We start from the raw sequence: 26592 nt of genomic DNA on the forward strand, positions 1-26592 counted from the left end.
TCCATAGAGTTATTGTGCGGTTGTCAGTTTTTCACATGCCCCTTGAGGGGCATGTGAAGTCCTAGGCCCTTATAGGGTAGCCTAAAAACCGCACGTTTTACGTGCGGATTGTTATTGTCTAATTTAAGTTGATGTCAGAGTCAGTAATGTGAATATCTAATAATAAATTATTGATAATAGTATTGGATAAGAAAACTGTATTACCCGAGAAGTCTACATGTTTTTGAATTTTTTCAAAATCAAATTCGCACAAGGTAATGGATGGTAATGATTTTTTGAGCTTTTTAATATCTGGATAAAACTCAGAAATTTTAGCTGAAGATATCACAACTTGATTCTCAAGATTTTTACCAATGACTTTAGGCAAATTTTGGAATGTTTCTAAAATAGGTATTTTGAGGGAATGTAAATATAGAGGATCTTTCCCATTATAATAATCGTGATTTCCTAGAAATGGATCAATTGCGAAAGTTTTATATCCTCCAACTAACCCATGATATATCGCTCCAGTACCACCTGAAGATGCCCCACAAATTACAACGTTCTCTTTATTTACATTATAAATGTTCATTAAACTTCTAATAAAGCGCTGAATATTATTTTCAATATTTTCATCAAATTTAGTATTTAAGCCGTGACTGCCGAAGGCATCAGATACATCTGCTATTCGGATAATGTAAGTATTAGGCATAATACTATTAGCTATAAATGGGAAAGGGTGGCTATAATATCGTTCAGCCATATTCTCATTGCTTTTATTAGTATAAGAGAATAGGATTAGTAAATTCTTCTTATTAGAACCTAGTGCCTTAGGAGGCTCTACGGTATAAATCACATTCTCTAGCTCCTGAAATGATTCTGGAAAGTATGGCAATAAATCTTTATATGAGTATTTATTAACTCTACGAAATACGCTGACCCCCATTTTATGTTCGACAGCTAAAAAACCTTTATTATTAAGTTCATAAACGTAGCTACTTAAACCATTATTTCTAGCATAGCTTAAGAAAAACTCATTGCTATTACCTTTAATTCCAATAAATTCAATATCTGACTTGGTCAAATATTCAGATAAATTTATATTATTTTCTCTTTCAACATTTAAAATATAGCATAATGAGCTACCAAAATAGATCGATGTAACTTCTAAGATTTCATTAAATTTATCTTCAATTTTATTAGTATCATCCTCTATGAATTTAAAAGATAATACTGTATTTTCTTGATTTCTAGATTGCGGGTAAGAGCCATATACTTCAGAAATATACTTTAAAAATTTAGAGAAATTAGATGCTTTAGATGCTTTGCTTTTATTACGTTCAATAAAGTTAAAAGTTTTACCTTCAACAGTATAACTAATACTAATAAAATAGTCATTTAGTAAAAAATCAAAAACAATACTTTGATTATTATAAATCCAAGAACTAACTTTTCTGATATCGATTTTACTCTTTTCTAAGATATTTTGTTGAATTTGGTATAAATTCATTTTATAAGCTCCGTTGATATATTTCTAAGAGTGCCTTTTTATCGATTTTATGATTAGTACTAACAGGAATTTTATCAATAATAATAAATTCAGACGGTATCATGTAAGGTGGTAAATTTGAACTCAAAGAATCTTTAATCAGTTGTGCATCTGAAGGTTGTTTCGATGTATAAAAACAGACTAAACGCAGAACAGCACCAGTATTACGTTTTAATGCAATTACAGCCACATTATCGAAATTAAATTCTTTAAGGTTAAGAATTTTTTCCTCTATTTCGGAAAGCTCAATACGATAACCGTTAAGTTTTATTTGCTCATCTTTACGTCCTTGGACATAGAACATACCATTTTTTTCAAAACCGTAGTCCCCTGTTTTGTAAGTTCGTTTATTAGGACTATGTACAACTAAACGTTTAGCGTTTTCCATCTCGTTATTCAAATAACATCGCATAACGTGATTACCAGTTATCCAAATTTCTTCATCAACAATATCAAGATAGGAGTTAAGAACGGCAACACCAACGGGAAGTTCTTCTTCAGCATCTAGCATTTCTTGGGTGATATCTACATAGGTAGTTGCGACAGTGGCTTCTGTTGGCCCATAGGTATTAATAACACGGACATTAGGAAATTTTTGGAAAATCATATTAACTACTGGTTTTCCGAGTTTTTCTCCACAAAATAGGAATTCTTTTAAGCTAGGTAGAGTTGCTTGGCTAAATTTCGGGTTTAGAAGCTGTTGCATAGCAAAAGATGGGGTAGAAACCCAAGTTGTAATTTTTTGTTCAACTAAGAAATCAATCCAACTAGAAGAATTTTGAATATCTTCACGACTGTTCAGCACAATACAGCCACCATAAGCCAAATTACCGAAAATTTCATACATTGATAAATCAAATGCGAAAGGAGCTTGATTCATAAATACATTTGGTTCAGCTAAATTTAGTTGATCTTTCATCCATTTCATCAAGTTAAATACGGCTTCACGGCCAATTTGAACACCTTTTGGAGCCCCTGTTGTACCAGAAGTAAACATAATGTATGCTAAACCTTTTTCAGTTAGTTCAATTTCATCATCTGTTTGCTTCTCAAAAGTCTGGGTTGCTGAACGATAAACAAAACGTGCTTTTGATAAATTACAAATATTGGTTATACGACTCTCTGGATAAATGCTATCTACAGGAATAAATGGAATCTTATTTAGCAAACAAGCATAAATAGCGACAACAAAATCAATTTCCTTATGACCATGCAATATTAAAGGAATGTTTTTACTAATATCGGCAACTTGCTGATAAGCCTCAATAAATGCTTTCATTTTGACATTAAGTTCTTCCCAAGAACATTCTTGAGTGCTATTTGATAACGCCTTTCCTCTTCTTTGGCTGAAGCAGTATGCTAAAAAATCATCTAGATTTTCAAAGTCATTCAGTGATTTCATAATCTATCCTTTATAATTATTTTCAACATATTGAATCACGTTTGCGGAATTTGACAGAATATCAACTAACTGATCAAATGGTAAATCAACGCCAAACTTTTGTTTTATCGCCATTACTAAATCCATAGCGCTTATTGAATCAATCAGGCCTGTTGCCAGTAAGTCTTCATTTTCTGATACTCTTTTTTGAGCGACTTGTGAGATTAAGGTTAAAACTTCATTAGATATTGACATAATAAAATCCTCATATTAAAAGTAATCATTTCTATAACTAAAGGGAGAAGAATTATGCCATATTTTTTAGCTTTAGGTAATAAAATAGTTATCATTTTAGTGAGTAATCTAGATGTTTATATACCCTATCACTGAACTGAGGTTTTTTATGAGATGATTAAGAATAATTTCTCAATGATACTGAAGCTAGTTGCATATTAAATATATCTACTTTAATATGTTTTCAACATTTTCGTATTGTGGAACAACCATGACCCCAATTATCTTTTCCTCCGGAATCAAAAAAATCCCTAACCTATCCAACTTTCTAAAGGATAGCCCAACATTTTCCTTTGAAAATTCGGTGATAGGTTGGGGATTTCGTCCAACGGCAAACAAAGCGCGGGATTATGCGGTAAAGCATAATCTTCGTTATATTGCGCTTGAAGATGGCTTTCTTCGCTCTATCGGATTAGGGGTTGAAGGATTTCCGCCATTTTCTTTGGTTGTGGACGATGTGGGCATTTACTACGCAGCCGAAAAACCTTCACGACTGGAAAAGTTAATTGCTGGTTGCAGCTTAAATGATGAGCAAGCGCAACAATCTCATCAAGCAATGGCATTGATTCGTGAATGGCAATTATCTAAATATAATCACGCACCTTGCGAGCCAATAGCCACAGAACATAAAAATCAAATCGTATTGGTTATTGATCAAACATTTGGTGATATGGCGGTACAATATGGCTTGGCTGATGAAAATAGTTTTCGTCAGATGTTGCAAGCAGCATTGCAAGAAAATCCATATGCTGAAATTTGGGTGAAAACACACCCTGATGTAATTGCAGGGAAAAAACGGGGATATTTAACCGATTTATTAGATCAACCGCGTGTGAGAATTATTAGTCAAGACATTAATCCACCAACCTTGTTATCACAGGTGGATAAAGTATATTGCGTTACTTCACAAATGGGATTTGAAGCATTGCTACAAGGTAAAGAAGTGGTAACCTTTGGTGTGCCTTGGTTCGCAGGCTGGGGATTAACCGATGATCGCCACCCTTTTGTTGCTGAACTTATCACACAACAACGCCGCAAGCCCAGTACATTAAATGAAGTTTTCTATGCCGCTTATTTTCAGTATAGCCGCTACATTAATCCATTTACTGGTGAAACAGGTGATATTTTTGATGTCATTCATTATTTAAGCTGGATTAAGCATTGGCAATCTGTGTTAGTGGGCGATTTTTATTGCATTGGGCTTTCTTTGTGGAAAAAAACGGTGTTAAAACCTTTTTTCCATTTACCAAACTGTCGCTTACATTTCCTCTCCTCGTTTGCTAAGTTTAAGAAAATTCAACTGAGCAAAAATGCAAAATTATTGCTATGGGGGCAAGGAAAATCAGAATTCATAGCCTATGCGGAGCAAAATAATATTCCGATTTGGCGAATGGAAGATGGTTTTATTCGTTCTGTGGGATTAGGTTCAAACCTTGTTGCGCCACTTTCTTTGGTGCTTGATCCTTCGGGAATTTATTTTAATCCGCAGCAGCCTTCACAGCTAGAATTTATTTTGCAGAATACGGCTTTCTCAGAAAAAGATGAAGATTTAGCTCAAGAAATACAGCAACAGCTTATTCAAGCCAATATCGGTAAATATAATGTAGGTTCTGCTGGCTTTGCTCGCCCAAATACGGAGAAAAAAGTTCTTTTAGTGCCAGGGCAAGTGGAAGACGATGCTTCTATTCGCTTTGGTTCACCCCAGTGTCAATCTAATCTCACTTTGCTGCAACAGGTTAGACAAGCTCACCCTGATGCTTACATTATTTATAAACCACACCCAGATGTATTAAGTGGTAACCGAAAAGGTAACGTAGCACAAGAGCAAGCATTGATTTACGCTGAGCAAATTGTGACTGAGGCGAATATTTTAGATTGCATTCAAGCAGTCGATGAAATCCATACAATGACTTCTTTAGCGGGTTTTGAAGCATTATTAAGAGGGAAAACGGTATATTGCTACGGTTCACCATTTTATGCCCACTGGGGATTAACGATTGATGCCTATGCCTTACCACGTAGAAAAAGAAAATTAACATTAGCGCAGTTAATTGCAGGAACTCTGTTATACTATCCACTTTATCTTAACCCTAATACCATGCAATTAACCAATGCAAGCACCACAGTTAAGATATTGTTGGAACAAAAAAATCAATTGAAAGATACGGGCTTATATAAGAGTTGGTTAAGCAAAAAAATAGGGAAATATTGTTACTTTGTACGCACTTTTTGGCTGAAATAGCTATTTATACCTAAGGGAACAAAATGATTGTTAATAATTTAAACGAGTTAGTAGCAAGCTCACAACGGATTTTATTATTACAAGGGCCTATTGGACATTTTTTCAAAGAGTTGGCGGATTGGTTATCTGAAACACAGCAAAAAACGGTTTATAAATTAAATTTTAACCCTGGTGATAAATTATTTTTTTCCACCGCACTTCATAATCAATTTATTTTTGATTACAACAGCAAATTAGAATATTTTGATGTTTTCTTATTACAATTTTGCAAAGATCATAACATTGATACAATAGTGTGCTTTGGCGATAGTCGCCGTTACCATCGTATAGCAAAAGCAGTAACTAAAAAATTAGGGTGTGCCTTTTGGGTATTTGAAGAAGGCTATTTTCGTCCGCACTATGTTACCTTAGAAAAAGAAGGCGTGAATGCCTATTCACCGTTACCAAGAGATAAGCAATTTTTTTTAAAACAAGCTGAAGAACTTCCCCCAATTTCTCAGCCAATTCCAGTAGCAAACGGTTTTTTTCCAATGGCAAAACTTGCTACACAATATTATGTAATCTCCAGATGCAAAGAAAAAGAATTCCCTTATTATAAACATCATAGAGTCTATAATCTCAATTATTATATAAAACTATGGCTCATTTCAGGAATGAAGCGTGTTTATCATTGGATAAAAGAGCAATGTTTTATTCGTAAAATTAAGAAAAATAAATTAGGTGATTTTTATATTTTACCGCTGCAAGTTTATGATGACAGCCAAGTAAGGGTACATTGCGATTTCGATAGCGTAGAACAATTTTTGATCTATGTGTTAGATTCTTTTGTAAAAAATGCCCCAACTTCACTAAAATTAATCGTAAAGCATCACCCAATGGATCGAGGATTTATCAGCTATAAACAGGTTATTCAGCGTTATCTCTCAGAACACCCAGAACTCCAAGGGCGTTTGTTTTATGTCTATGACATACCAATGCCTGTGTTACTTCGCCACGGCAAAGGAATGGTAACGCTTAACAGCACCAGCGGCTTATCCGCATTAATCCATAATATGCCCGTAATTACACTAGGACGCACGCATTACGACATTCCAGATATAACCCATCAAGGCTCATTAGAAGAATTTTGGCACAATCCACAACAACCTGATGCCGCTGCATTTAAGGCATATCATCTTTATCATTTACATAAAACCCAAATCAACGGTAGCTTTTATAATAAGGTGATTTTGCCTAAGGAAAAAATTGAGTAATTATTTTATTTAGGCATAAATTTAAAATATTTTTAATTACGCTATCGTTATTTTAGCTAATTACTTTTTCTTTGGAATAACTAACAGATTTCGCTCTTGAGCGACCTACTTTCTTTTGTTTGCTCAAAAGAAAGTAGGCAAAGAAAAAAGCCCCCGACTAAATTGCTGATCTTCATTTTTAACAAATTTTCTTCACGAAAAGTAAGCCTGATGTTCGCTTCGCTCTCGCTCGGCGTTACTTTTCTAAAAATTTGTTAAAAATAAAGGCAATTTACACGGGAATTTAATTTTTCCTTTCATACATTTAGTATGCTTGTTTTTAAGCCAATCTTTAGTAAAGAGAAGTTGGGGAGATTTATTCTTAAAGTAATTTTCTTTATCTTTCTTAAAATCTCCAAAAAATCACCGCACTTCAAAATTCAACCTAACGTATTGAAATAGAACCTAGCTATATTTTTCTGAATTAAAAGTGCGGTCGTTTTTTCACAAATTTTACCCCCTTGGGTGATACCTTTCGTGCAAGTGTTTTAAGCGTTCTTTGGCGACGTGGGTGTAGATTTGGGTGGTGGAGAGATCGCTGTGTCCTAAGAGCATTTGTACCACGCGGAGATCTGCACCGTGATTGACTAGGTGCGTTGCAAAGGCGTGTCGTAATACGTGAGGCGAGAGCGCTTCACTGTCAATATCCGCTAAAATGGCGTAATGTTTAATGCGATGCCAAAAGGTTTGGCGAGTCATTTGAGTGCCGCGCCGACTGGGAAATAGCACGTCTGAAGGCTGTCCGTCTAGCAATGCGGCTCGGCCATAAAGCATAAATTGTTTGATCCAATAAGCGGCTTCTTCGCCCATTGGTACAATGCGTTCTTTGTTGCCTTTGCCGATGACACGCACCACGCCTTGTTGCACGCTGATGTTGTCAAGAGTAAGTGAAACCAGCTCGGTAACCCGTAAACCTGTAGCATAAAGCAATTCCAACATTGCTTTATCGCGTAATTCTAACGGCTCTTCCACGCAAGGGGTGTTGAGCAAATCCGTAACCTGTTGTTCTGTTAGATATTTTGGTAATCGGCTCGGCAATTTTGGCGAAGTTAGCACCGCACTTGGATCGTCTGTGCGATATTTCTCCCGATATAAATATTGAAAGAATTTACGCAACGCGCTCAATAATCTTGCTGTGCTTGTAGCTTTGTAGCCCAAGTTCAATCGCTCACCAAGAAAGCTTTGCAAATCAATGGCATCTAAGGTTTCAAAGGTGAGATTTTGCGTTTCGAGCCAATTTGCCACCGCACTAAGATCCAAACGGTAGGATTGAATGGTATTTTCCGAAAGCCCTTTTTCTAGCCATTGTTCATTGAGAAAAAGATCGATTAAGGCGCTGTCTTTCATCAAAAAGGCTACTCCACACGTCGAATCAAAAATGCTTCTACCTTGCGTGGAATAATCGGCAATGCGAGCAGGGCAAAAATCATCATTGACGTAAATGCCATTTGTGGGGAAATTGGGTATAACACGCCAGCCAATGCGGTAAGTAAGGCGATCACCGCCGAACTTGAAATGCCGTTATACAAGCCTTGCAATTTCGCCATAGCATTTTGTGGTTGCGTGGTGATGTAACGCACCATGGCGTAATGACCAAGGGCATAAGTTAAACTGTGCAATAATTGCACTAAGGCAATTAGCCAAAGACTTGTCGCACTGCCTAACACGCCCCAACGCACTACACAAGCGATGGCGGCACAGTAAAATAGGGTGCTGACTTTCCAGAAACGGAATAATTTGGTGGAAAAGAAAAAGAGCAAAATTTCCGCCACCACGCTTAATCCCCACAGTAAACTGGTTGTCTGCACAGAAATGCCGATGCTTTGCCAATACAGCACGCTATAAGCATAATAAGCGGCGTGCGAACCTTGAATAAGAGAAATGGCAATAATTAAACGTAACGTACATTTATTTTTTAATAACTGCAAAAATCCAACGGAATTTTCCACCGCACTTGTCTGTGTATCTTGTGGCAAAATCTTTGGCGTGGTCATTTGCATTATGGCATAAAGGGCTAACAATGCAGTTAAAATCCATACCGTATAATTCTCACCAATAAAGCCAATAATGTTGCCAAACAGCGTAACGCCTACCACAAAGGCAGCGGAACCAATCAATCGCGCTTTGCCATAATCCAAATGAATTTGCTGTTGCCAAGTTGTTGCAAGAGTATCACTTAACGGCATTCCTGCCGCATTAATCATCGCAAATAAGGCTATACCAAGGCAAAGCAAGGGGAAGCTTTCCGCCACAAAGCTCATATAAAGCATTACGCCACAGCTTGCCCAAGCGAGATACCGTAAGGCATTGAGCAAATGCCCTTCTTTTTTAATCATTGCGGAGAAAACGATCCCACCTAAAAAGCGGAAAACATAAGAACTGGCAATAATAAAGCCGATGATTTCTTCGTTGTAAGATTGCGATTTCAACCACGCGGGGAAAAATGGCACAAACACGCCATAGGCGCAGTAATAGCCGAAAAAGCTCAAGGCTAACCAATTAAAAGGGCTGATTTTCATCAAAATAATTTTTCCATTTCTTGTGAACGTTGCACGCAAGCTTCAATGGCTTGCTGTACAGTTTGGGATAATTGTTGTTGCTGAAAAACATTTAGCGCTGCCGCCGTTGTGCCGCCTTTTGATGTCACATTTTCACGCAAGGTAGAAATGGCCACATCAGGCTGTTGTTGCACCATTTTAGCCGCCCCAAGAGCGGATTGTTGCACCAACATTCGTGCGGTTTGTGCATCTAAATTGAGCGCTTTCAAGGCGTTTTCCATCGCTTCCATAAATAAGAAAAAATACGCGGGGCTACTGCCAGAACCAGCGGTAATCAAGTGCATATTATCTTCTTGCTCTACCCAGCAAACTTGCCCTACGGCACTCATTAAATCTTGTGCAAAGGCTTTGAGATCGGCTGGAACATTGTGTTCCGCAAATAAACCTGCCATTCCTTCCGATACCAAGGCTGGCGTATTCGGCATAACGCGGATAATATGGCGCGCGCTAGGCAAAAGTGCGGTGAGTTTTTGCACAGAAATTGCCGCTACAATGGAGATCACTAATTTTTCAGAAAAATCCACCGCACTTAAAGGCTGGCACACTTCCGCAAGGGCTTGTGGTTTTACCGCTAACACCACCACTTCGGCATTTTGTACCGCTTGCACATTATCTTGCGAAATATTCACTTGACGGTCAGCAAACAACGCCAGTTTATCTGCATTCGGATCGCTGACGGTAATTTTTTGTGCAGGATACCCCTGTTTCAATAAACCAAACACAATAGCTTGCGCCATATTTCCGCCGCCGATGAAAGTAATTAATTTCTGTTGCATAGTTTTGTTTAAGATCAGTTACAATAGGTTTTTCGTTGGCACATTTTACCCGAATAAAGAAGGAATGCCTATGTGGTTTAAGAACGTTATGGCCTATCGTTTAACTAAAGAATTAGATTGGTCAGCCGAGCAGTTGCAAGCACAGCTTGCACAATGTGAGTTTCACCCTTGTGGTCAAGGGGATATGCAGAAATTTGGTTGGGTTTCACCGTTGAAAACCAGTGAGTTGTTACATTTTTCGGTGGGCAAACAGATTTTATTAATGGCTCGCAAAGAAGAAAAGATCCTGCCTGCTCACGTTGTAAAACGCGAATTAGATCAGCGGATTGCTGATTTAGAGCAAAAAGAAAATCGCAAATTGAAGAAAGTGGAAAAGCAAGCGCTGAAAGACGATGTGGTGGCAATGTTGCTACCGCGTGCCTTTAGTAAATATCAGCAAACGGCAATTTGGGTGGATAGTGAAAATCAGCTCGTTTATGTCGATGCGGCTTCAAGCAAGCGTGCTGAGGACGCCCTTGCACTATTGCGTAAATCCTTAGGCTCTCTGCCTGTTGTGCCGCTGGCTTTTGCCAATGATCCAAGTTTAGCAATGAGTCATTGGGTGAGCAATGATGCCACACCAGATTGGTTGATTGCATTGGAAGATGCCGAATTACGTGGCAGTGAAGATAACGCCGTGATCCGTTGCAAACAGCAAGCCTTAGATGCGGAAGAAATTCTGTCATTATTGCAATCTGGAAAAACTATCACCAAATTGGCTTTGGAATGGGAAGCGCATCTCACCTTTGTATTAAATGAAGACGGCACCTTAAAACGCTTGAAGTTTGCCGATGAAGTGCGGGAAAAAAATGACGACATTTTGAAAGAAGATGTGGCGCAACGCTTTGATGCCGATTTTGTGTTGATGACAGGGATTCTTGCTAAATTAACGTCAAATTTATTGGACGATTTCGGCGGAGAGAAAGTGCGGTTGTAATTTTTGTCGTTTTTGTCAGGATAAAAAATGGCGGAAAATTAAATTCCGCCATTTTTGTTTCTTTCAACAGTTTATTTTTTTACGATTTATTTTTTATACTGATAAGTGCCATTTGCCTGACGAATAAAGGTGCTACCATTGGCTAAGCGAAGCTGTTCAACACGCCCTTGCGAATTAACCGAAATTTGCACTTTATCACCCGGTTTAAAGCTACTTAACGCATTGCCCGCACCGTTTGCTTTTGTCATCGCATTCACATCAGAAATATTCAGATTGTTATCGCGGAAGACTTGCATAAGCGAAACGCCTTGCGGAATAGTCAGGGTTTTGCTTGTGCCAGTAGGTTTGTTCGTTGCTGGTTTTGCTTCCACCACAGGGACTTTTTTCTCCGCTTTTGGCTCTGCTTTTCTCGCAGTTTGAGCTTTGCTTTCTGCTTTTGGTTTGCTTGTATTGGTTGTTTGCGTTGTCGCTTTTGCCACAGGCTTAGGCTGTGGTTTCGGCTGTGTTTGTGCCGCAGCAGGTTTGCTTGCCGTTTTCACCGTTTCTACCACTTGTTTTGGCTCAGCGGGTGTTGGTTGCGGTTTTACTGCTGGCACAACAGGTTGCTCTGTTTGAACGCTTGGCTGGGCAACAGGCTCAGGGCTTGTTGCAGGATTGCTTTGAGCATTGTCTGCACTATTTTCTGCATTTGCCACAGTAGTTTGCGCATTCTCACTGCTACCTTGAGCATTTTGTGTATCTGCTTGTTGTGCAGGCTGCCCTTGGTTTAAGTTATCCAACACATTATTTTCCATTGGCTGTTCTTGATTGAGCGATTGGAACTGCGTTGGAATGCTGTTTGACGGCTGTTCAAACGCATTGACGGTATCTGAACTTGGTTTTAACCAAGAGATAATCAATAAAATGATCACCGCCAGTAATAACACGATGAAAATACGGCGATATTTTGGTGGAATGAAACCTAAAATAGCCCAACGTTCAGGCTTATTAAGATTTCTGCTGATCGGCTCATCTTGCGTTTGTGTACTTTGTTCAACAACCACTTCTTCTGTTGTGCCATTGTTTTCTACCAATACTTCGCTTTCGCTTGTTTCAACTGTGTTGGTTTCTGTTGAAGTCCCTTCTTTTTTGCCTAACGAACTCACCATTTCTTTTGCTTTATCAAGTAAAGAAGGTTCTTGGCTAACTGGTTTTTTAGGGGTAATCGGTTCCATTTGATTAAATTCTAAATCAAGTTCACTTTGCGCCTTGTTGGCTGCGTTATTTTCTGGTTTATGTTGTTCAGTCACAGTTGATACCTTATGTTAATAAAAGCACTAAAATAAAGTGCGGTGCAAATTTTGCTTATTTTAAAGGATATTTTGCCATTGTTCCATTAGCAATTAGGCAGAATATAAAGTTTTATTCGGCTCATTGGCAATTTCGCGCGCTAATTTCGGCACTAGATAGCCTGAAGTGAGCTTTTGTAATTCTTTGTAAATTTCCACCGCACTTTCATCATCAAGATAAAAATGGCTTGCGCCCTCCACTTTATCGAACAAATGCAAATAATAGGGCAGAATGCCAATGGCGAATAATTTCTCGCTCAAGGCTTTCAAGGTGAGGGCATTATCGTTGATGTTTTTCAGCAAAACCGCTTGATTGAGCAACGTAACGCCCGCCATTTTCAGCTTCGCCATTGCGGTGGCAAGTGCGTCATCAATTTCATTCGGGTGATTAATATGGGTAACCAACACCACTTGAAAGCGGGATTGTGCCAGCAAAGCACAGAGTTTTTCCGTGATTCGTTGTGGAATCACCACGGGCAAACGGCTGTGAATGCGTAAACGCTGTAAGTGCGGTATTTTTTCTAATTGTTTTAGCAGCCATTCTAGCTCGTGATCTTTCGCCATAAGGGGATCGCCGCCAGAGAAAATCACTTCATCAATTTCTGAATGTTGCGCAATATAGTCCAAGGCTTTTTGCCAATTTTTCTTATCGCCCTTGTTTTCGGCATAAGGAAAATGGCGGCGGAAACAGTAGCGACAATTAATTGCACAGCTATTTTTTACCATAAATAACAAACGGTTGTGATATTTATGTAAAATATTTGGCGCAGCTGTATGCTGTTCTTCTAAGGGATCTTTGCTAAATCCTTCCGCTTGCACAAATTCTAAATGAGACGTCATTGCCTGCAAAAAGAGCGGATCATTCGGGTTGCCTTTTTCCATTCGTTCCACAAAAGGCAAGGGAACACGCAACGCAAACAGCTTGCGGGCCGCAAAATCTTTTTCAAAAAGAGAAAGAGGAAGATTTAAGTGTTCTAACAAGACTTTTGGATCAGAAATGGCATTCGCAAGATGATCTGCCCAATTTTCTACTTCTCTAATGGGGATATTTCGGGTTAAAATACGCACTTTTAAAAACAAGCTCTTTTTATTTGAGGATAATATGGCTACATATACTACCACTGACTTCAAACCAGGTCTAAAATTTATGCAAGATGGCGAGCCTTGCGTGATCGTTGAAAATGAATTTGTAAAACCAGGAAAAGGTCAAGCCTTTACTCGTACTCGCATTCGTAAATTAATTTCAGGCAAAGTGTTAGATGTAAACTTCAAATCAGGTACGTCTGTAGAAGCGGCTGATGTGATGGATCTCAACTTAACCTATTCTTATAAAGATGATGCTTTCTGGTACTTTATGCACCCAGAAACATTTGAACAATATTCCGCAGACGCGAAAGCGGTTGGCGATGCAGAAAAATGGTTATTAGACCAAGCGGATTGTATCGTAACTTTATGGAATGGTGCGCCGATTTCGGTAACCCCACCAAACTTTGTAGAATTAGAAATCGTAGAAACTGACCCTGGCTTAAAAGGTGATACCGCAGGTACAGGCGGCAAACCAGCCACATTAAGCACTGGTGCAGTGGTGCGTGTGCCATTATTCGTACAAACAGGCGAAGTGATCAAAGTTGATACCCGTTCTGGTGAATATGTTTCGCGTGTGAAGTAATTTTCAGCGTAAAGCAAATACAAAAAATCCGTACAACAGTACGGATTTTTTATAGCTTTTTTTTTGCCTCTTTGTAAGCTTGGTTGTTTTCTTGTTTACCGATAGCCACAACAAAAACAATCACTTGCTCATCTTGAACTTGATAAATCAAACGGTATCCCGCATTGCGTAGTTTTATCTTATAGCAATCAGGAAAATGACTAAGCCGATTAGCTTCAATGTGAGGATTACGCAAAATCTCAGCCAATTTTTTCTTAAATTGTGCTTTTATATTTTCATCAAGTTTACGCCATTCTTTTAACGCCCTTGGATCAAAAACTAGCTCATAGTTCATCGAAGCTAACCTTAATGCCTTTTTCTGGGTGGGCTAGGCGATGACGTACTGTTTCGAGCAATTCAAGATCTTCATCATTGACTAACACCGTTTGAATAGGAAATTTATTATTTTGTGCGACATATTGGAATAATAATCTTACCGCTTCACTTGGTGTCAGGTTCATTTTCTGTAATGCCGCATAAGCTTCTTGTTTTAGTTCGTCATCAAGGCGAATATTAAGTGTTGCCATTTTTCCTCCTTTGATTTTTGTGATAATTGTAATGCTATTTTGCATTACGCTCAACAACAAGATAAAGGAAAAGTGCGGTGCAAATTTTTCTGATTTTTGCACCGCACTTTATTATTTACTCATCATCTTGTAAGAAATGATAAATTGGTACAATGGCGGCGCCAATGGAAATATCTTCAAATTTTATTTTTGAGGCACTGAGCTGTGCTGAAGTGCGGTTGATGTTTTGCATTTGTTCTGTATTTTTAACGTAATCGATAAGCTGATTGATTAAGGTTTGGGGTAACATTCCTGTTAGTACGAGCACTTTTGGATCAAGCCACGCAATAGCGGAGAGAATGAGCGATAACACTTGGAGCTGGCTATGGGCAAGCCAAGTTTTCACTGCTGAGTTGTCGAGTAGGTTAGCGTTCTGATTGTCTTCTCCAAGTTTTTCTTTCAGATCTTTCCAACTTGGGCGTGGTGAGCCATAAGGAAATAATAAGCCGATTTCCCCAGCGTTGCCAAAACCGCCACGGATTAGCTTACCTTGTGAAATAATCCCCGCGCCGATACCAAAATCAAGGCTAATCACCACCATATCTTCAATATCATTCCATAAACCTGAATAATATTCCCCTAAGGCAACGGTGTTAATGTTGTTTTCGATGTAGCAAGGATAGCCCAGTTTTTCGCTGAATACGTTGGCTAAGTTAGGGATATTTTGTAATAACGGAAACCAAGGGGACGAAATGGATTGATCAGCCAATAGGTAGCCAGAAAGAGAAAAACCGATGCCGAGAATTTTTGCTTCAGCGAGAAATTTTTTGTCTAAAAGTTGCTGAAGTGCGGTGCGAATTTGTTGGCATAATTCATCAAATTGCACGCTATTGTGGTAAACATAGCGTTCATTGGCAATTTTATTGCCAATAAAATCCACGATTGCGAGCTGAAATGAGTTATCTGAAAAGGTGATACCAATCGAGCAACAAGCATTGGGATTTAAAGTTAAATGAAAAGAAGGCGTTCCCCGTTTTTTTACCATTTTCTCCGTTTCTTTAATCAGCCCGAGAAACAGCAGCTTGCGGCAATATTGCGTTACTGCCCCTGCCGTTAAGCCCGACAAAACACTTAATTCCTTGCGTGAAGGGGAATATTGACGTATGAGGCGTAATAACAATTTTTCGCTGGATTTTAAATTAAATACGGAATTTTCTTTTTTCATTTTGTTGTCTTTATGAAATAAAAGCCTCACTTTGCGATCAGAGAGGCTTATCACTCAATGTTACTTTAACTCGCACAACTAAAGTACGGTATTATTTTAAGGCGTTTTCAACGGCTTGGTAAAAATCATCCATTTTGCATAAACCTTGCGCGTTGGTTGGGCAACCTTCTAGCTGTAAGGTTATACGATTTGGCGGATTTGTTAAAGAAAGTTTTGTGCCGTTGCGTAATTGATCAATGGTTTGATAAACATATTCCACTTTCATAAAGGCTTCGCCTTTTGCGTTCACCCATTTCTCAAATGCCACTTTACCACTAATTGGCGTGGTTTCTAGCTGATCGGGCAGATGATAAGGTTTCACTTTCAATAATGGTAAGAGCGAGCCAACATTGGAATCGTGCCCGACTAATAATACCACTTTGGCATTACGGGCTTTTTCAATGTAAGGGTGCCGATAACCATAATCTTTGAAGCTGTTTTGAATAAAGGTGAGCAATGGCGTTGCGGCTTCTTTTGCCATTACTTGCGTGCCGAATAATAATTGGTTGTAACGCTCTTTTATATCAACAATTTTTTTCCAGCTTTCTTGATTATCAATGCGTCCCCAAGCGACTTCTTTAGGTGGGAAGCCTTCGTAATATTGCAGTAAGAAGCTATCTGCTGCACCTGTGCCATCGCGTAATGCACCTGTGGTTTTAGGGTATTTACCTTGGGTGAAAGTGAGCGTATTGGCTTCTTGGTCTAAATTACACAATTGTTTTTCTTGGCATAATGGCGATTGTTCTTGATTTAAGGCTGTCGCGAGGGCGTTGAAATTACTTTGTAGATGTTTGTTGAGTTGTGCAAACCCACCTTCGCCCACTAATTCATCTACCGCTTTGCGTGCTTTTTGTTCAAAGGCTTTATCTACTTTGCTGCGAATCACGGGATTAAAAGTGTTATCCATCGTGTTATATTCGCCTAGATAATTGACTCTTATTGCACAATGTGAATAAGCCCCTTTCGCGAAACTTACGCCAGTATCAATGGTGCGTGGACGAGCGTTGGTGTAAATAAAGACATCATCTTTCGGGCATTGTGAGGAAAGAATTCCCGTTTGTTGCAACCATTCAGACCAGTACGCCGCGAATAATTTTTCTAATCTTGCGCCTTTGGCAGTGAGATAGCCCGTTTTATCCTGCCATTTTACCCATTGATAAGGGGTAGCTTGGGATAAAATGCTCTCTTTACCAACTAAGGGCGTGCGAATTCCGTGTCGGCTGAAAATCACAATTTTTTCTAATTGCAGCGCTTGTGCTTGGTGATTGTCTGGCACATTAGGCGCAGCATTAAGATTGGTTGGATAAAACAGCGAGCAGCTAAGTAAGCTAACTAAATTAAGGCTTAAGGTGAGTTTTTTCATAGAATGTCCTCCAATATTGAGAGAAAGGAAGGGGCATTATTTGCACTAAATGCCATAAAAATTGCAAAATTTTTAACCGCACTTTTGCAATAACAACGTTAAATCTAAATGGATTTTGTTGCAACAATAATCAAAAAAAGAGAGAAAAAATGAGTTAAGGCATAACCTTAACTCATCAATAATATTATTTAGCGATCACTTCTTTGGTGAAATCAGCAATGGCGGCTTTGCTCCAATCTAGTGGGAAGAATGGAATATCCGCTTCGCCCACTTCGGCATTTAATGGGCGGGTACCAAAATGGTCGGCTAATTTTTGTTGCGTTTCAGGTGAAACTAGCCAGTTGGTAAACACTAAACTTGCTGCAGGGTGTGGAGCATTTTGTGCGACAACCACCACATTACCACCGCCCGGCATACCAAATTTTGGCACATAGAATTTCAATCTTGGTGTTACCGCACCTTGTTTTTGCAAGCTGAACAAGTGATCTTGCCAAGCGGAAACAATATCTAATTCGCCATCATTTAAGCGTGTTAAGCTGTCCGCGTTCGAGGCGGTGCGTACCATATTTTGTTTATTTTTATTGAACCAATCCCAAGTGCTTTGCCATTTTTCGGTTTGAGCTGCGTCAAAAGGCGTGTTTTGATAATCATAACTACCACTGATGTTGAGCAAGGCTTGGAAAATAAAGGCTTTCCCTGAAGCACCGCCATTTGGATCGGCATAACCAAATTTTTTCGGGTGAGTTTGAATATAGTTCACGGTTTCTTGCCAGCTTTGTGGTAACTGATCTTCTGAAACCCGTAATGGATCATAGGCAAAGCCTGTTTGATTGCCCCAAAAGCCCATTGCTTGATTGCCAAATTTCACTCCTTGCAAAGCGTGGTTGGCTTGAGCGAAATTAGGCAAGCTGTTGAGATTTCGTAACACATCATTTTTCTGCACGATAGGATAATTGTCGGCTGCGATGGCGATCACGTCCATTTTCCCTTTACTAAGGGATTTTTCAGCGATCAGCTTATTCATATTACCGTCTAAAGTGCCTTCAGGAATTTTCACTTTGATGCCATAGGTTTTTTCAAAATCTTTGACAAAAAGACGGAATTGCGGTTGTAAATACCACACGCTAAAGGTTACCGAGCCTTCTTGTTTAGCTTGCGCCACAATCTCTTCCCAGCTTTTTTGGCTGAGATCTTGGGAAGCCGAAACGGACAGGGCGGTGGTTAGCCCTAAACTGATTAATGCGGTTTTGATAAGACGAGTTTTCATCATTGTTTCTCCTCTGGTGGAAATCAGGCTTTGCCTGTGGATTGTGATAAATAGTTACCTTTCAATAAACGCTCGATAATTAACAGCAAGATAACGTTTGGAATTAGTAAGATGATCGATACCACGGCGGCATTTGGGCGAATGAAAGAGTAGCCCAAGAAAGAATAAAGTATGGTTGGCACGGTGATAAAATCTGGTGAACCGATGACAAAAGAAATACTAAATTCTTCGATACTTTTCACTAAACAGAAAATAATTGACGCCAAAAATGCGGGTTTTAGCATAGGTAGATAAACATCTTTAAAGGTGGTGAATTTTGACGCACCAAGATCGCGACTTGCATCAATCAAATCTTGTGGAACAGAAGAAAATCCTGAAGATAAAATGCGAATCGCGTAAGGTAATGTCATTACTGTATGCCCGATAATAATGCCGATCATTGGATTGCTAATGTTGAGCTGAATTAACACCGCACTAAAGAATAGCGCAATGATCATTCCTGGGATCACCAACGGAATTAAGGTGATGAGTTCGGCAATTTTTTTACCACGAAACTCCATTCGTCCAAAGGCATAAGCTGTTGGCAAGGCAAGCGTGATGGCGATTAAAGAAACAATCGGCGCAATGGTATAGCTATTCAACATTGCTTCTTTCAGGGCGGTGTTTTCCCACACATAATGCCAACGCTCAAAAGACAGCACAGGCGGGAAAATATCGGGATAGCTCCAAGGGTGTTGCGGATCAACCAGCGACCACAGCCCAGCCATTAAGAAAGGCAACACCAACCAAACAAAATTCACCACCACAAAAAAGATCAGCACAATGCGGTTAATTAAACGGGTGTTGTTACTTTGGATTCTGTTCATTTTACCGCTCCTCGTTTAACAGATAATGGACGAATAATTAAGGTGATGAGAATGGAGGCTAGGGCAGAAGTCAGCATTATCACCATTGCCAACACCGCACTTTGATTCCATTCTTCAAACTCATAAGCACTCATTTGCATAAAGCGAGCGAGAGAGTAGGTATCACGCGGACCCGCAATGCTGTAAAAGGCGAAATCCCCTAATGCACCGATAAAAATCAAAATAAAGGAAACTTGCACTGCGCCAAGTGTGAGTGGAAAAATCACATAAATAAAACGCTGCCAACTGTTTGAACCCAGATTTGACGCCGCATCAAAGAGATCGCTTTTCAGTGAATTCACCGCACCGCCAACAAGAATTAAGGCGAAAGGAATATTTTTCCACATTTGCAAAATCACAATGCCCCAGCCGAAGCTATCATTTTGTAGGGATTTTGGTTCTTGCCAAATGCCGAGCCAAACCAGTGTTTCGTTTAAAATACCGTGGTAGGAAATCATATTCATAAACAAAAAGGCGGCTACCAAGCCCGGCACAAGCATCGGCATACGGAAAAAGGTAACAATAAATTCTTCGCCTTTAATTGGATTACGCAACCACAGCGCAATAGGGTAAGCCACTAAAATGGAAAATACCGCGCCAAGAAAGGAAACGCGTACCGAATACCAAAAAGACTTATGAAAGATAGGATTGCTAAGCACTTCTTGCCAATAATCCAAGGTGAAATGGGAAGGTTCGCCATACATATTTTGCAAGCCGAAACTTTGTGCCACCACCAAATAAAAGGTTGAACCCATTAATAATAAAATCGTGCCAAGCCCTGTGCTTAACAGTAGCCAAGCCTTGAGATCTTGTTTTACCGATTTCATACTGCCTCCAAGAAACGAATGGCATCACGCGCGAGGGTGAAAAATAATTCTTCTGATTGATTTAACAACGGCGAAAATTTGGTTAATTGCAACCGCACTTTCTCATTTGGCAAACCTGAAGTTACCAAGCCTTGCACTTCAGTCATATTGCCCATAAAGGCGGTTTGTAGCACTTTGACGCTAAATTTATTTTCCACGTTGCTATTTGGCTCACAAGGGATTGCATCTTCAGGGCGGAAACAAATATAAATATTCTCAGCCACAGGCTTATGGGCGGATTGCACAATAAATTTGCCCCAAAGGGAATCCACTTGATAGAGATCATCTTGCCAATGTTTAACGTTCGCTTTAGTAATGTTTGCCACGCCAATAAAATCGGCAATAAAGCGATTTTTTGGTTGGTAATAAATTTCTTGCGGTGTACCTACTTGCTCAATTGAACCCTTGTTTAGCACGATGATCTTATCTGACATTGATAAGGCTTCCGCTTGATCGTGGGTAACATAAATACTGGTAAGATTGTATTGATGAGAAAGTTGCTTAATTTCAAAACGTACACTTTCCCGCAATTTGGCATCAAGGTTTGATAATGGCTCATCAAATAAAATTACATCAGGACGGGTTACCATTGCCCTTGCTAATGCCACACGCTGTTGCTGACCGCCTGAAAGCTCAGAGGGCAGTTTCAACTTTTGTGTTTCCAAATCCATTTGCTTCAATGCCACATTTAAACGGGCGATTTGTTCATCAATCGGCACATTTTTCTGTTTCAAGCCGTAGCAAATATTGTGCGAAACGTTCAAATGCGGAAAAAGGGCATAGGACTGAAAACACATCGCTGTGTTACGCTTTTCTGGTGGAATGTTATTCACGGGGCGATCGCCAATCACAATCTCTCCTTCATCAGCACGATGAAAGCCTGCAATCAATTTTAGTAACGAGGTTTTTCCGCAACCACTCGGGCCGAGCAAGGTAACAAATTCCCCTTCTTCAGCACTAAACGAAATATTATTTGCTGCATAGAAATCACCAAATTTTTTGGTGATATTGCGTAATTCTAGTTTTGCCATAATCGATTCCTCCTCGATGATAATTTTGTGGATACTCTAAACTAGAAGATAAAGCGCGATCAATTACAATTTAAAAAATAAACTCATTTAAGTTTGTTTTTGTGAGTTCGATCACGAAAATTAGATATTTATCCCTGTTATTTGCGATAGTATTTGCGCTATGTTTCTATTATCTCTAAAATGAATTTAGTTTTTAAAATGAATTAAAAGAGAGGTTAAAAATGGCATTTGAATTTAACGTTACAGAGAAAGGCTTGATTTTGGCGAACAGCCATCGCGGTTACAGTGCTAAGTATCCAGAAAACACAATGCCCGCTTTTATCGGCGCATTAGAGGCTGGAACACATAGCATTGAACTTGATATTGCAATGACAAAAGATGAAAAAATGGTGGTTATCCACGATTTTTCGATCGAACGCGTTTCTAATGGTGAAGGTTATGTGGAACAAATGACTCTTGCTGAACTACAACGCTATGATTTTGGTGAAAAGTTCTCACCTGAATTCAAAGGTACTCACATTGTGGAATTAGAAACCGTGTTGAAATGGGCATTAGAAAATAATGTCGGCTTGATTGTAGAAGCCAAACAACGCCGTAATCATCAGCGTTTTGCCGAAGTGCTGGCAGAGATTTTGCAACGAACCAACACGGTAGATCAAATTTTGCTATTAGGCTTTGATCACGTTTTAATTAATAAAGTCAAAGCTCTGCTACCGAGCCTACGCCTACAAGTGGTTACCCTCGCACGCTATAACGATCAGCTCAGTGCGGTGTTGGGATCAAACGCCAGCAGTGTTTGCGTGGAATACCACTATGTTGGCAAAGAAGATTTAATTGCCTACAAAAAAGCAGGGCTGTCAGTGAGAATGTATCTGCATGAATCCAAAGAAATCCCCGTGTTAGAAATGTACAACCAAAAATATGGTTACGATACAGAAAGTGAAATCATTCAATGGCTAAGCGAAGGCCTGATCGATATGCTAAGCCACGATGATATTCCGTATCTTAAATCATTAATTGAAAAAGCGGGGAAAGTGCCTTATTGATGTTTTGAATTATAAGAAAAAAGTGCGGTGGAATTTTTCAAAATTTTCCACCGCACTTTTATTTCAAGGCGTTGTTCCGTTGTTAGACGAGTTAGGCGTTGGTAATTGCAACAGCTTCACGCACTAAACGGCCGATTTCTTCCCAGTTATGGCTGTTGATAAGGGATTTTTCTACGAACCAAGAACCGCCGCAAGCTACCACGTTTGGAATGGCGAGATAGTCTTTAATGTTGTTTACGCTGATTCCGCCCGTTGGCATAATTTGAAGCTGGGCGTAAGGGCCGAGTAGGGCTTTGATCATTTTCACACCGCCAGAGGCTTCCGCAGGGAAAAATTTCACTGCCGTGATACCCAACTCTAACGCCGCTTCAATGGACATCGGGTTGTTTACGCCCGGCATTACGGGGATATTCAATTCTTGGCATAGCTTCACAATTTTTGGGTTGAAGCCTGGAGTAACAATGCAATCTGCCCCTGCGTTTTTCGCTTGCACCACTTGCTCGCTGGTTAGCACGGTTCCCGCAGCGATAAGAATATTCGGGTTGTGTTGGCGGATTAAGCGAATGGCTTCTTCTGCCGCTGCCGAGCGGAATGTAATTTCCACCACGGGCAAACCGTTCTTGGCGAGGGTTTCGGCGAGGGGAAGAATGTCTTGTGCGTTGTCTAGAGCGATCACGGGGATCACTTTAAATTCACGAAGTTTTTCAATAATTTGTGCGGTATTCATAGTTTTTCCTTAATTAAATTGATGAATGAGGTGAGCGGTGGCGTTTTTGTCAATAATCGCCCCTTTGTGCTGAATGACGAGCCCAGCCACTTGGTTGCCTTGCTGACAGCATTGCTGTGGCGATTTTTCTCGTAAATAACCGTTTAAAAAGCCAGCATTGAAGGCATCGCCAGCGGAAGTGGTATCTACAACATTAGTGATCGGCGTGGTGGCGATGTGCTGTTCGTTACCTTGTGCATCGCAGAATAATGCCCCGTCTTTGCCTTGCTTGAGGACAATATTTTTAACCCCAAAATCTTTCAAACGTTGCACGGATTGAGCGGTTTCGCTGTCGCCCCATAAGGCTTGTTCATCGTCAAACGTAACCAGTGCTAGATCGATGAAAGGCAAAAGTGCGGTGTAAATTTCTTGCGTTTTTTCCACGGATTCCCAAAGTTTCGGGCGGTAATTGCTGTCAAAGGCAATTTTCACCCCTTGGCTGGCAAGTTGTTTTAGCTGGGCGATTAAAGCGTAGCGATCGGCATCTGGCAAGATGGCGAGGGAAATTCCGCTCAAATAAATCATATCCATTTCGCTGAGTTGCTGTTGTACTTGGGAATAGTCAGGGTGTTGAAGAAGATAACGAGCGGCAGATTCGGAACGCCAGTAAAGGAAGGTGCGTTCGCCAAATTTATCAAGTTGAATGAGATAAAGCCCCGCTTGGCGGTGGGGATCAATCAGCACGTTGTCGGTATTGATGTGATCTTGTTGCCAATGTTGAATCATCTGCTGGCTGAGTTTGTCCGCCCCCATTGCGGTAATATAATGCACATCAATATCTTGTGGATTACTTACTCGGGCAAGATAGGTAGCGGTATTAAGCGTGTCCCCGCCGTAAGTTTGCCACATATTGCCAAATGGCTCACCGTTCAGCTCAATCATACATTCGCCAATAATTGCAATTTTTTTCACTTTTTCCCCCTTAATAATAAAGTGAGTGAAATAAAGCCAATTATAAATTTATTAATGCTTTTATTCAATAAAAATGAAATACGATTTTATTTTTTCTGCTTTTCAAAAATATTGCTTGTGTTAATATGCACAGGCAATTCTTTTATGATATTTAGAGGCACTATGGAAAAAGATACTCAACCCGATGTCGTATCATCAGTATTGAAAGTATTCGGTATTGTTGATGCGTTAAGTGAACAAAAGGAAATTGGTGTAACGGATCTTGCTCAGCGTTTAATGATGTCGAAAAGCACGATCTATCGTTTTTTGCAAACGATGAAAGGCCTAGGGATTGTGGCTCAAGAAGGTGAAACGGATAAATATCGCTTAACCTTAAAATTATTTGAACTCAGTGCAAGGGCATTGGAATATGTGGATTTGATTGAGTTGGCAAATAAAGAAATGGAAGAAATTTCAAAACAAACAGGCGAAACCCTGCATTTAGGCACGCTTGATGGCAACGAGATTGTGTATTTACATAAAATTGATTCCACTTACAATTTAAGAATGTATTCCCGAGTGGGGCGGCGAAATCCTTCGTACAGTACGGCGATTGGGAAAGTGTTACTTTCCGCACATACTGATGACGAAGTGGAAACCTTGTTGAAAGAGGTGGAATTTATCCCGCACACGGCGAACACGCTTAAAAATATCGAAGAACTCAAGCAAGAATTAGCATTGGTGCGTGAACAGCATTATGCTGAAGATAAAGAAGAACAAGAGGTCGGACTACATTGTGTCGCCGCACCGATTTACGACCGCTTTGGACATTGCATTGCCGCCATTTCGATTTCATTGCCATTAGTGCGTTTTGAAAAAGAAAACCTCACTCACCTTGTGGACTTGCTTCACCAAGCGGGACGTAATGTGTCGAAACAGCTGGGCTATCAGCATTATCCTGTGGCGGAATAACATATATTTACTAAAAATAAGGCGTGGAATAACGCCTTATTTTTTCGCAAATAGGCATAAAAACACCTTATTTTTCAATATGGTATTGCCAACTTAAGTTTGAAAGTGCGGTAGATTTTCAATTAATTTTTCTCTTTATCAGCAAGATAAAGAGAGAGTTTCGATGAAAATGAGATAACCCCTTTGCGCAATAGATTATTTTTTTCCCTAGTTGAGCGTCCACAAAGCCATTCTAAGCCTCGTTTTAATATATTTTGTCGTTGCAGGCACGCTTGGCTGAATGGGGCGTTGGGGTATTGTTGATGTTGGAATAACGCCACAATTTCTTGTGTTGCTTGTGTGCCAATGATTCTTAAATTAATCGCTGGTATGCTGATGTCGTAGTCTTGCTGTTCGATGGCAAGGGGCTGTTCTTCCGTTTGCCAGAAATCAATCTGTTGGCTGCCATAAAGGAGTAAAATCAGCGGTCGTAACGACCAAAGCCCGCTCGCTGCACCGCTGTAAGGATCAATCAACCGTCTATCCGCTTGGAATAAGCCTTGCGTAACATTGCCTTGTTGAATGGCTTGATGATGGATAAAAAAGTGCGTGAGGGTGGAGAAAATCCGTTTGCCACGTCCGTCCGTTTTGCCTTGCTGGATCATTGTGCTAATTAAAGCAGTAGGTGCGGCGAAACGGTAGGGCAGGCTGCGCCCGAAAAAAGCAAAACCTTGTGGCGCAAATAAATAGTGAAAATCTTGACAAAATTCCACCGCACTTTGTTGAATGAAAGTGCGGTCAAAATTGGGGGAAATTTGGTCGAGCCAAAATAACCCATAATGAAAGCCCCAAGAGTTGTAATAATCGAAATTGCCTTTCTCGCCATCACGAAACCAGCCATTACCCACATAAAATTCTTTAATCCGTTGATAGCGTTCGTGGTTGATTTCATCAATGCCGGTAAGATCTTTTACCACAAATTGCACTAATAAAATAAACAAATGCCAGTTGTTGTCCACGGTTTGCACTTGGTTAATTTGGCGTAACCAATCAATGATTTGCTGTTTTTGCTGGGCGTTGTAATGTACCCAAATGTGTTCTTTGCTTAACCACAAAGCCAAAGCAAAATCCGCACTTTCGCAGATTGTTTGCTGAAAACTTTTTAATTCTCCCCAGTAGCCTGAATGGCAGGGATCAGTGGCATTGAGAAAGCCTGCGGATAAGGCCTGTTGAACTTGCTTAACAAGGGGGGAATTGGTATTAGACTGATAATGTAAATAGGCTGCCAACAAAGGATAGTTGCGTGCGGCTCCTTCAATGGAATCGGAAACCATGCCTTGTTCTGAGGGATAGCCGTGGTAATCGGCACGAGCATAGCAATCATTGGCGTAATGAAGAAAGGAGCGGATAAAATAACTCACCAATAATTCAAACTTTTCTTGCGAAAAGGTGGAATCCTTTGTAAATGCCTGTTTGAGCTGTTTATCAATAAGAGGATCAGTATTGCCAAACAAGGCTTTTCGTTTGAGTGAACGCTGCAATCTTTCCTTAAATGCCCGCCAATAATCCCGTAAACGAGGATGTTCGTGAGCTAAATAAGGTCGTTCAGTAAAACGAATTTGAGGTTGCGTTGGCATTTATCCGCTCCGATTT

At 39.9% G+C, this 26592-nt stretch carries 25 protein-coding genes; 6 read left to right on the plus strand and 19 right to left on the minus strand.

Annotation, left to right across the window (positions count from 1 at the left end):
- Positions 1 to 118: 118 nt before the first annotated feature.
- Genes ACNAV8_RS00005 through ACNAV8_RS00015 form a run of 3 tightly spaced genes read right to left on the minus strand, consistent with a single transcriptional unit; the run spans position 119 to position 3164 of the window.
- Complete coding sequence (locus tag ACNAV8_RS00005) at positions 119 to 1489, minus strand: XcbB/CpsF family capsular polysaccharide biosynthesis protein (protein WP_415776992.1); 1371 nt, start codon at positions 1487 to 1489, stop codon at positions 119 to 121.
- Between the two features lies 1 nt (position 1490).
- Positions 1491 to 2930: an AMP-binding protein gene (locus tag ACNAV8_RS00010; protein WP_415776993.1), complete on the minus strand. Its 1440-nt coding sequence runs from the start codon at positions 2928 to 2930 to the stop codon at positions 1491 to 1493.
- A gap of 3 nt (positions 2931 to 2933) precedes the next feature.
- Entirely contained in the window at positions 2934 to 3164 is a 231-nt protein-coding gene (locus ACNAV8_RS00015; RefSeq protein ID WP_103854612.1) for an acyl carrier protein, read from the minus strand.
- A gap of 250 nt (positions 3165 to 3414) precedes the next feature.
- Here ACNAV8_RS00015 and ACNAV8_RS00020 point away from each other — a divergent pair, with 250 nt between their 5' ends.
- Together ACNAV8_RS00020 and ACNAV8_RS00025 are read left to right on the plus strand one after the other, a co-directional pair.
- Complete coding sequence (locus tag ACNAV8_RS00020; protein WP_103854613.1) at positions 3415 to 5445, plus strand: capsular polysaccharide biosynthesis protein; 2031 nt, start codon at positions 3415 to 3417, stop codon at positions 5443 to 5445.
- Positions 5446 to 5468: 23 nt separating this feature from the next.
- A complete protein-coding gene (locus tag ACNAV8_RS00025) occupies positions 5469 to 6698 on the plus strand; it encodes a capsule biosynthesis protein (RefSeq protein WP_415776994.1) in 1230 nt (409 codons plus the stop codon).
- A gap of 492 nt (positions 6699 to 7190) precedes the next feature.
- Here the strand turns inward: ACNAV8_RS00025 and xerD are convergent, their stop codons facing one another.
- The 3 genes from xerD to proC are packed head-to-tail and all read right to left on the minus strand — an operon-like array spanning position 7191 to position 10071.
- Positions 7191 to 8084 (minus strand): site-specific tyrosine recombinase XerD, encoded by an 894-nt coding sequence (xerD, locus tag ACNAV8_RS00030; RefSeq protein ID WP_103854614.1) that lies wholly within the window; start codon positions 8082 to 8084, stop codon positions 7191 to 7193.
- An 8-nt stretch (positions 8085 to 8092) separates the two neighbouring features.
- Positions 8093 to 9256 carry a 3-phenylpropionate MFS transporter gene (locus ACNAV8_RS00035; RefSeq protein ID WP_415776995.1) on the minus strand — a complete coding sequence of 388 codons (1164 nt, stop codon included), beginning with the start codon at positions 9254 to 9256 and terminating at the stop codon, positions 8093 to 8095.
- The gene (gene proC, locus ACNAV8_RS00040; RefSeq protein WP_103854615.1) at positions 9256 to 10071 is read right to left on the minus strand and encodes a pyrroline-5-carboxylate reductase; all 816 of its coding nucleotides are present in this window, start codon (positions 10069 to 10071) and stop codon (positions 9256 to 9258) included. Before proC ends, ACNAV8_RS00035 begins: the two co-directional genes overlap by 1 nt.
- Positions 10072 to 10141: 70 nt before the next feature.
- Between proC and rdgC the strand changes: the two genes are divergently transcribed.
- On the plus strand, positions 10142 to 11047 hold the full coding sequence (gene rdgC / locus ACNAV8_RS00045; RefSeq protein ID WP_103854616.1) for a recombination-associated protein RdgC: 906 nt from the start codon (positions 10142 to 10144) through the stop codon (positions 11045 to 11047).
- A gap of 86 nt (positions 11048 to 11133) precedes the next feature.
- Here rdgC and ACNAV8_RS00050 read toward each other — a convergent pair whose 3' ends face one another.
- Positions 11134 to 12336, minus strand: a complete 1203-nt coding sequence (locus ACNAV8_RS00050; RefSeq protein ID WP_415776996.1) for a LysM-like peptidoglycan-binding domain-containing protein — start codon at positions 12334 to 12336, stop codon at positions 11134 to 11136.
- Positions 12337 to 12429: 93 nt separating this feature from the next.
- Complete coding sequence (epmB, locus tag ACNAV8_RS00055) at positions 12430 to 13443, minus strand: EF-P beta-lysylation protein EpmB (RefSeq protein WP_103854618.1); 1014 nt, start codon at positions 13441 to 13443, stop codon at positions 12430 to 12432.
- Between the two features lie 34 nt (positions 13444 to 13477).
- On the opposite strand from epmB, the gene efp reads away from it, so the two are divergent.
- Entirely contained in the window at positions 13478 to 14044 is a 567-nt protein-coding gene (gene efp, locus ACNAV8_RS00060; protein WP_103854617.1) for an elongation factor P, read from the plus strand.
- Positions 14045 to 14093: 49 nt separating this feature from the next.
- Here the strand turns inward: efp and ACNAV8_RS00065 are convergent, their stop codons facing one another.
- From ACNAV8_RS00065 to ACNAV8_RS00100, 8 genes are all read right to left on the minus strand, one after another.
- Entirely contained in the window at positions 14094 to 14378 is a 285-nt protein-coding gene (locus ACNAV8_RS00065; protein ID WP_415776997.1) for a type II toxin-antitoxin system RelE family toxin, read from the minus strand.
- Entirely contained in the window at positions 14368 to 14610 is a 243-nt protein-coding gene (locus ACNAV8_RS00070) for a type II toxin-antitoxin system RelB/DinJ family antitoxin (RefSeq protein WP_126373183.1), read from the minus strand. The genes ACNAV8_RS00065 and ACNAV8_RS00070 overlap by 11 nt, the downstream gene beginning before the upstream one ends.
- Positions 14611 to 14725: 115 nt before the next feature.
- On the minus strand, positions 14726 to 15814 hold the full coding sequence (locus tag ACNAV8_RS00075) for an ROK family protein (RefSeq protein WP_415776998.1): 1089 nt from the start codon (positions 15812 to 15814) through the stop codon (positions 14726 to 14728).
- Between the two features lie 91 nt (positions 15815 to 15905).
- Positions 15906 to 17216: a histidine-type phosphatase gene (locus tag ACNAV8_RS00080; RefSeq protein ID WP_415776999.1), complete on the minus strand. Its 1311-nt coding sequence runs from the start codon at positions 17214 to 17216 to the stop codon at positions 15906 to 15908.
- 184 nt (positions 17217 to 17400) lie between these two features.
- Positions 17401 to 18483 carry an extracellular solute-binding protein gene (locus ACNAV8_RS00085; protein ID WP_415777054.1) on the minus strand — a complete coding sequence of 361 codons (1083 nt, stop codon included), beginning with the start codon at positions 18481 to 18483 and terminating at the stop codon, positions 17401 to 17403.
- Between the two features lie 23 nt (positions 18484 to 18506).
- On the minus strand, positions 18507 to 19349 hold the full coding sequence (locus ACNAV8_RS00090; RefSeq protein ID WP_039085670.1) for an ABC transporter permease: 843 nt from the start codon (positions 19347 to 19349) through the stop codon (positions 18507 to 18509).
- Complete coding sequence (locus ACNAV8_RS00095) at positions 19346 to 20215, minus strand: ABC transporter permease (protein WP_103854931.1); 870 nt, start codon at positions 20213 to 20215, stop codon at positions 19346 to 19348. Before ACNAV8_RS00095 ends, ACNAV8_RS00090 begins: the two co-directional genes overlap by 4 nt.
- Positions 20212 to 21285 (minus strand): ABC transporter ATP-binding protein, encoded by a 1074-nt coding sequence (locus ACNAV8_RS00100; protein ID WP_103854932.1) that lies wholly within the window; start codon positions 21283 to 21285, stop codon positions 20212 to 20214. Before ACNAV8_RS00100 ends, ACNAV8_RS00095 begins: the two co-directional genes overlap by 4 nt.
- A gap of 221 nt (positions 21286 to 21506) precedes the next feature.
- Between ACNAV8_RS00100 and ACNAV8_RS00105 the strand changes: the two genes are divergently transcribed.
- The gene (locus tag ACNAV8_RS00105) at positions 21507 to 22331 is read left to right on the plus strand and encodes a glycerophosphodiester phosphodiesterase (protein ID WP_103854933.1); all 825 of its coding nucleotides are present in this window, start codon (positions 21507 to 21509) and stop codon (positions 22329 to 22331) included.
- Positions 22332 to 22422: 91 nt separating this feature from the next.
- Here ACNAV8_RS00105 and ACNAV8_RS00110 read toward each other — a convergent pair whose 3' ends face one another.
- Positions 22423 to 23058 carry a bifunctional 4-hydroxy-2-oxoglutarate aldolase/2-dehydro-3-deoxy-phosphogluconate aldolase gene (locus ACNAV8_RS00110; RefSeq protein WP_017806032.1) on the minus strand — a complete coding sequence of 212 codons (636 nt, stop codon included), beginning with the start codon at positions 23056 to 23058 and terminating at the stop codon, positions 22423 to 22425.
- 9 nt (positions 23059 to 23067) lie between these two features.
- The gene (locus tag ACNAV8_RS00115) at positions 23068 to 24009 is read right to left on the minus strand and encodes a sugar kinase (protein ID WP_415777000.1); all 942 of its coding nucleotides are present in this window, start codon (positions 24007 to 24009) and stop codon (positions 23068 to 23070) included.
- Between the two features lie 162 nt (positions 24010 to 24171).
- On the opposite strand from ACNAV8_RS00115, the gene kdgR reads away from it, so the two are divergent.
- Positions 24172 to 24960, plus strand: a complete 789-nt coding sequence (gene kdgR / locus ACNAV8_RS00120) for a DNA-binding transcriptional regulator KdgR (protein ID WP_103854935.1) — start codon at positions 24172 to 24174, stop codon at positions 24958 to 24960.
- Between the two features lie 122 nt (positions 24961 to 25082).
- Here the strand turns inward: kdgR and ACNAV8_RS00125 are convergent, their stop codons facing one another.
- Positions 25083 to 26576, minus strand: coding sequence for a DUF2264 domain-containing protein (locus ACNAV8_RS00125; protein WP_415777001.1), 1494 nt, complete (start codon positions 26574 to 26576; stop codon positions 25083 to 25085).
- Positions 26577 to 26592 lie beyond the last annotated feature (16 nt).

This window comes from Avibacterium endocarditidis, from assembly GCF_965138825.1.
Taxonomy (GTDB): domain Bacteria; phylum Pseudomonadota; class Gammaproteobacteria; order Enterobacterales; family Pasteurellaceae; genus Avibacterium; species Avibacterium endocarditidis.

What these genes read in the sequence shown, in the direction of transcription:
- ACNAV8_RS00005 (WP_415776992.1), bottom strand. Translation starts at nt 1,489, where the DNA reads ATGAATTTATACCAAATTCAACAAAATATCTTAGAAAAGAGTAAAATC.
- ACNAV8_RS00010 (WP_415776993.1), bottom strand. Translation starts at nt 2,930, where the DNA reads ATGAAATCACTGAATGACTTTGAAAATCTAGATGATTTTTTAGCATAC.
- ACNAV8_RS00015 (WP_103854612.1), bottom strand. Translation starts at nt 3,164, where the DNA reads ATGTCAATATCTAATGAAGTTTTAACCTTAATCTCACAAGTCGCTCAA.
- ACNAV8_RS00020 (WP_103854613.1), top strand. Translation starts at nt 3,415, where the DNA reads ATGACCCCAATTATCTTTTCCTCCGGAATCAAAAAAATCCCTAACCTA.
- ACNAV8_RS00025 (WP_415776994.1), top strand. Translation starts at nt 5,469, where the DNA reads ATGATTGTTAATAATTTAAACGAGTTAGTAGCAAGCTCACAACGGATT.
- xerD (WP_103854614.1), bottom strand. Translation starts at nt 8,084, where the DNA reads ATGAAAGACAGCGCCTTAATCGATCTTTTTCTCAATGAACAATGGCTA.
- ACNAV8_RS00035 (WP_415776995.1), bottom strand. Translation starts at nt 9,256, where the DNA reads ATGAAAATCAGCCCTTTTAATTGGTTAGCCTTGAGCTTTTTCGGCTAT.
- proC (WP_103854615.1), bottom strand. Translation starts at nt 10,071, where the DNA reads ATGCAACAGAAATTAATTACTTTCATCGGCGGCGGAAATATGGCGCAA.
- rdgC (WP_103854616.1), top strand. Translation starts at nt 10,142, where the DNA reads ATGTGGTTTAAGAACGTTATGGCCTATCGTTTAACTAAAGAATTAGAT.
- efp (WP_103854617.1), top strand. Translation starts at nt 13,478, where the DNA reads ATGGCTACATATACTACCACTGACTTCAAACCAGGTCTAAAATTTATG.
- ACNAV8_RS00065 (WP_415776997.1), bottom strand. Translation starts at nt 14,378, where the DNA reads ATGAACTATGAGCTAGTTTTTGATCCAAGGGCGTTAAAAGAATGGCGT.
- ACNAV8_RS00070 (WP_126373183.1), bottom strand. Translation starts at nt 14,610, where the DNA reads ATGGCAACACTTAATATTCGCCTTGATGACGAACTAAAACAAGAAGCT.
- ACNAV8_RS00075 (WP_415776998.1), bottom strand. Translation starts at nt 15,814, where the DNA reads ATGAAAAAAGAAAATTCCGTATTTAATTTAAAATCCAGCGAAAAATTG.
- ACNAV8_RS00080 (WP_415776999.1), bottom strand. Translation starts at nt 17,216, where the DNA reads ATGAAAAAACTCACCTTAAGCCTTAATTTAGTTAGCTTACTTAGCTGC.
- ACNAV8_RS00085 (WP_415777054.1), bottom strand. Translation starts at nt 18,483, where the DNA reads ATGAAAACTCGTCTTATCAAAACCGCATTAATCAGTTTAGGGCTAACC.
- ACNAV8_RS00090 (WP_039085670.1), bottom strand. Translation starts at nt 19,349, where the DNA reads ATGAACAGAATCCAAAGTAACAACACCCGTTTAATTAACCGCATTGTG.
- ACNAV8_RS00095 (WP_103854931.1), bottom strand. Translation starts at nt 20,215, where the DNA reads ATGAAATCGGTAAAACAAGATCTCAAGGCTTGGCTACTGTTAAGCACA.
- ACNAV8_RS00100 (WP_103854932.1), bottom strand. Translation starts at nt 21,285, where the DNA reads ATGGCAAAACTAGAATTACGCAATATCACCAAAAAATTTGGTGATTTC.
- ACNAV8_RS00105 (WP_103854933.1), top strand. Translation starts at nt 21,507, where the DNA reads ATGGCATTTGAATTTAACGTTACAGAGAAAGGCTTGATTTTGGCGAAC.
- ACNAV8_RS00110 (WP_017806032.1), bottom strand. Translation starts at nt 23,058, where the DNA reads ATGAATACCGCACAAATTATTGAAAAACTTCGTGAATTTAAAGTGATC.
- kdgR (WP_103854935.1), top strand. Translation starts at nt 24,172, where the DNA reads ATGGAAAAAGATACTCAACCCGATGTCGTATCATCAGTATTGAAAGTA.
- ACNAV8_RS00125 (WP_415777001.1), bottom strand. Translation starts at nt 26,576, where the DNA reads ATGCCAACGCAACCTCAAATTCGTTTTACTGAACGACCTTATTTAGCT.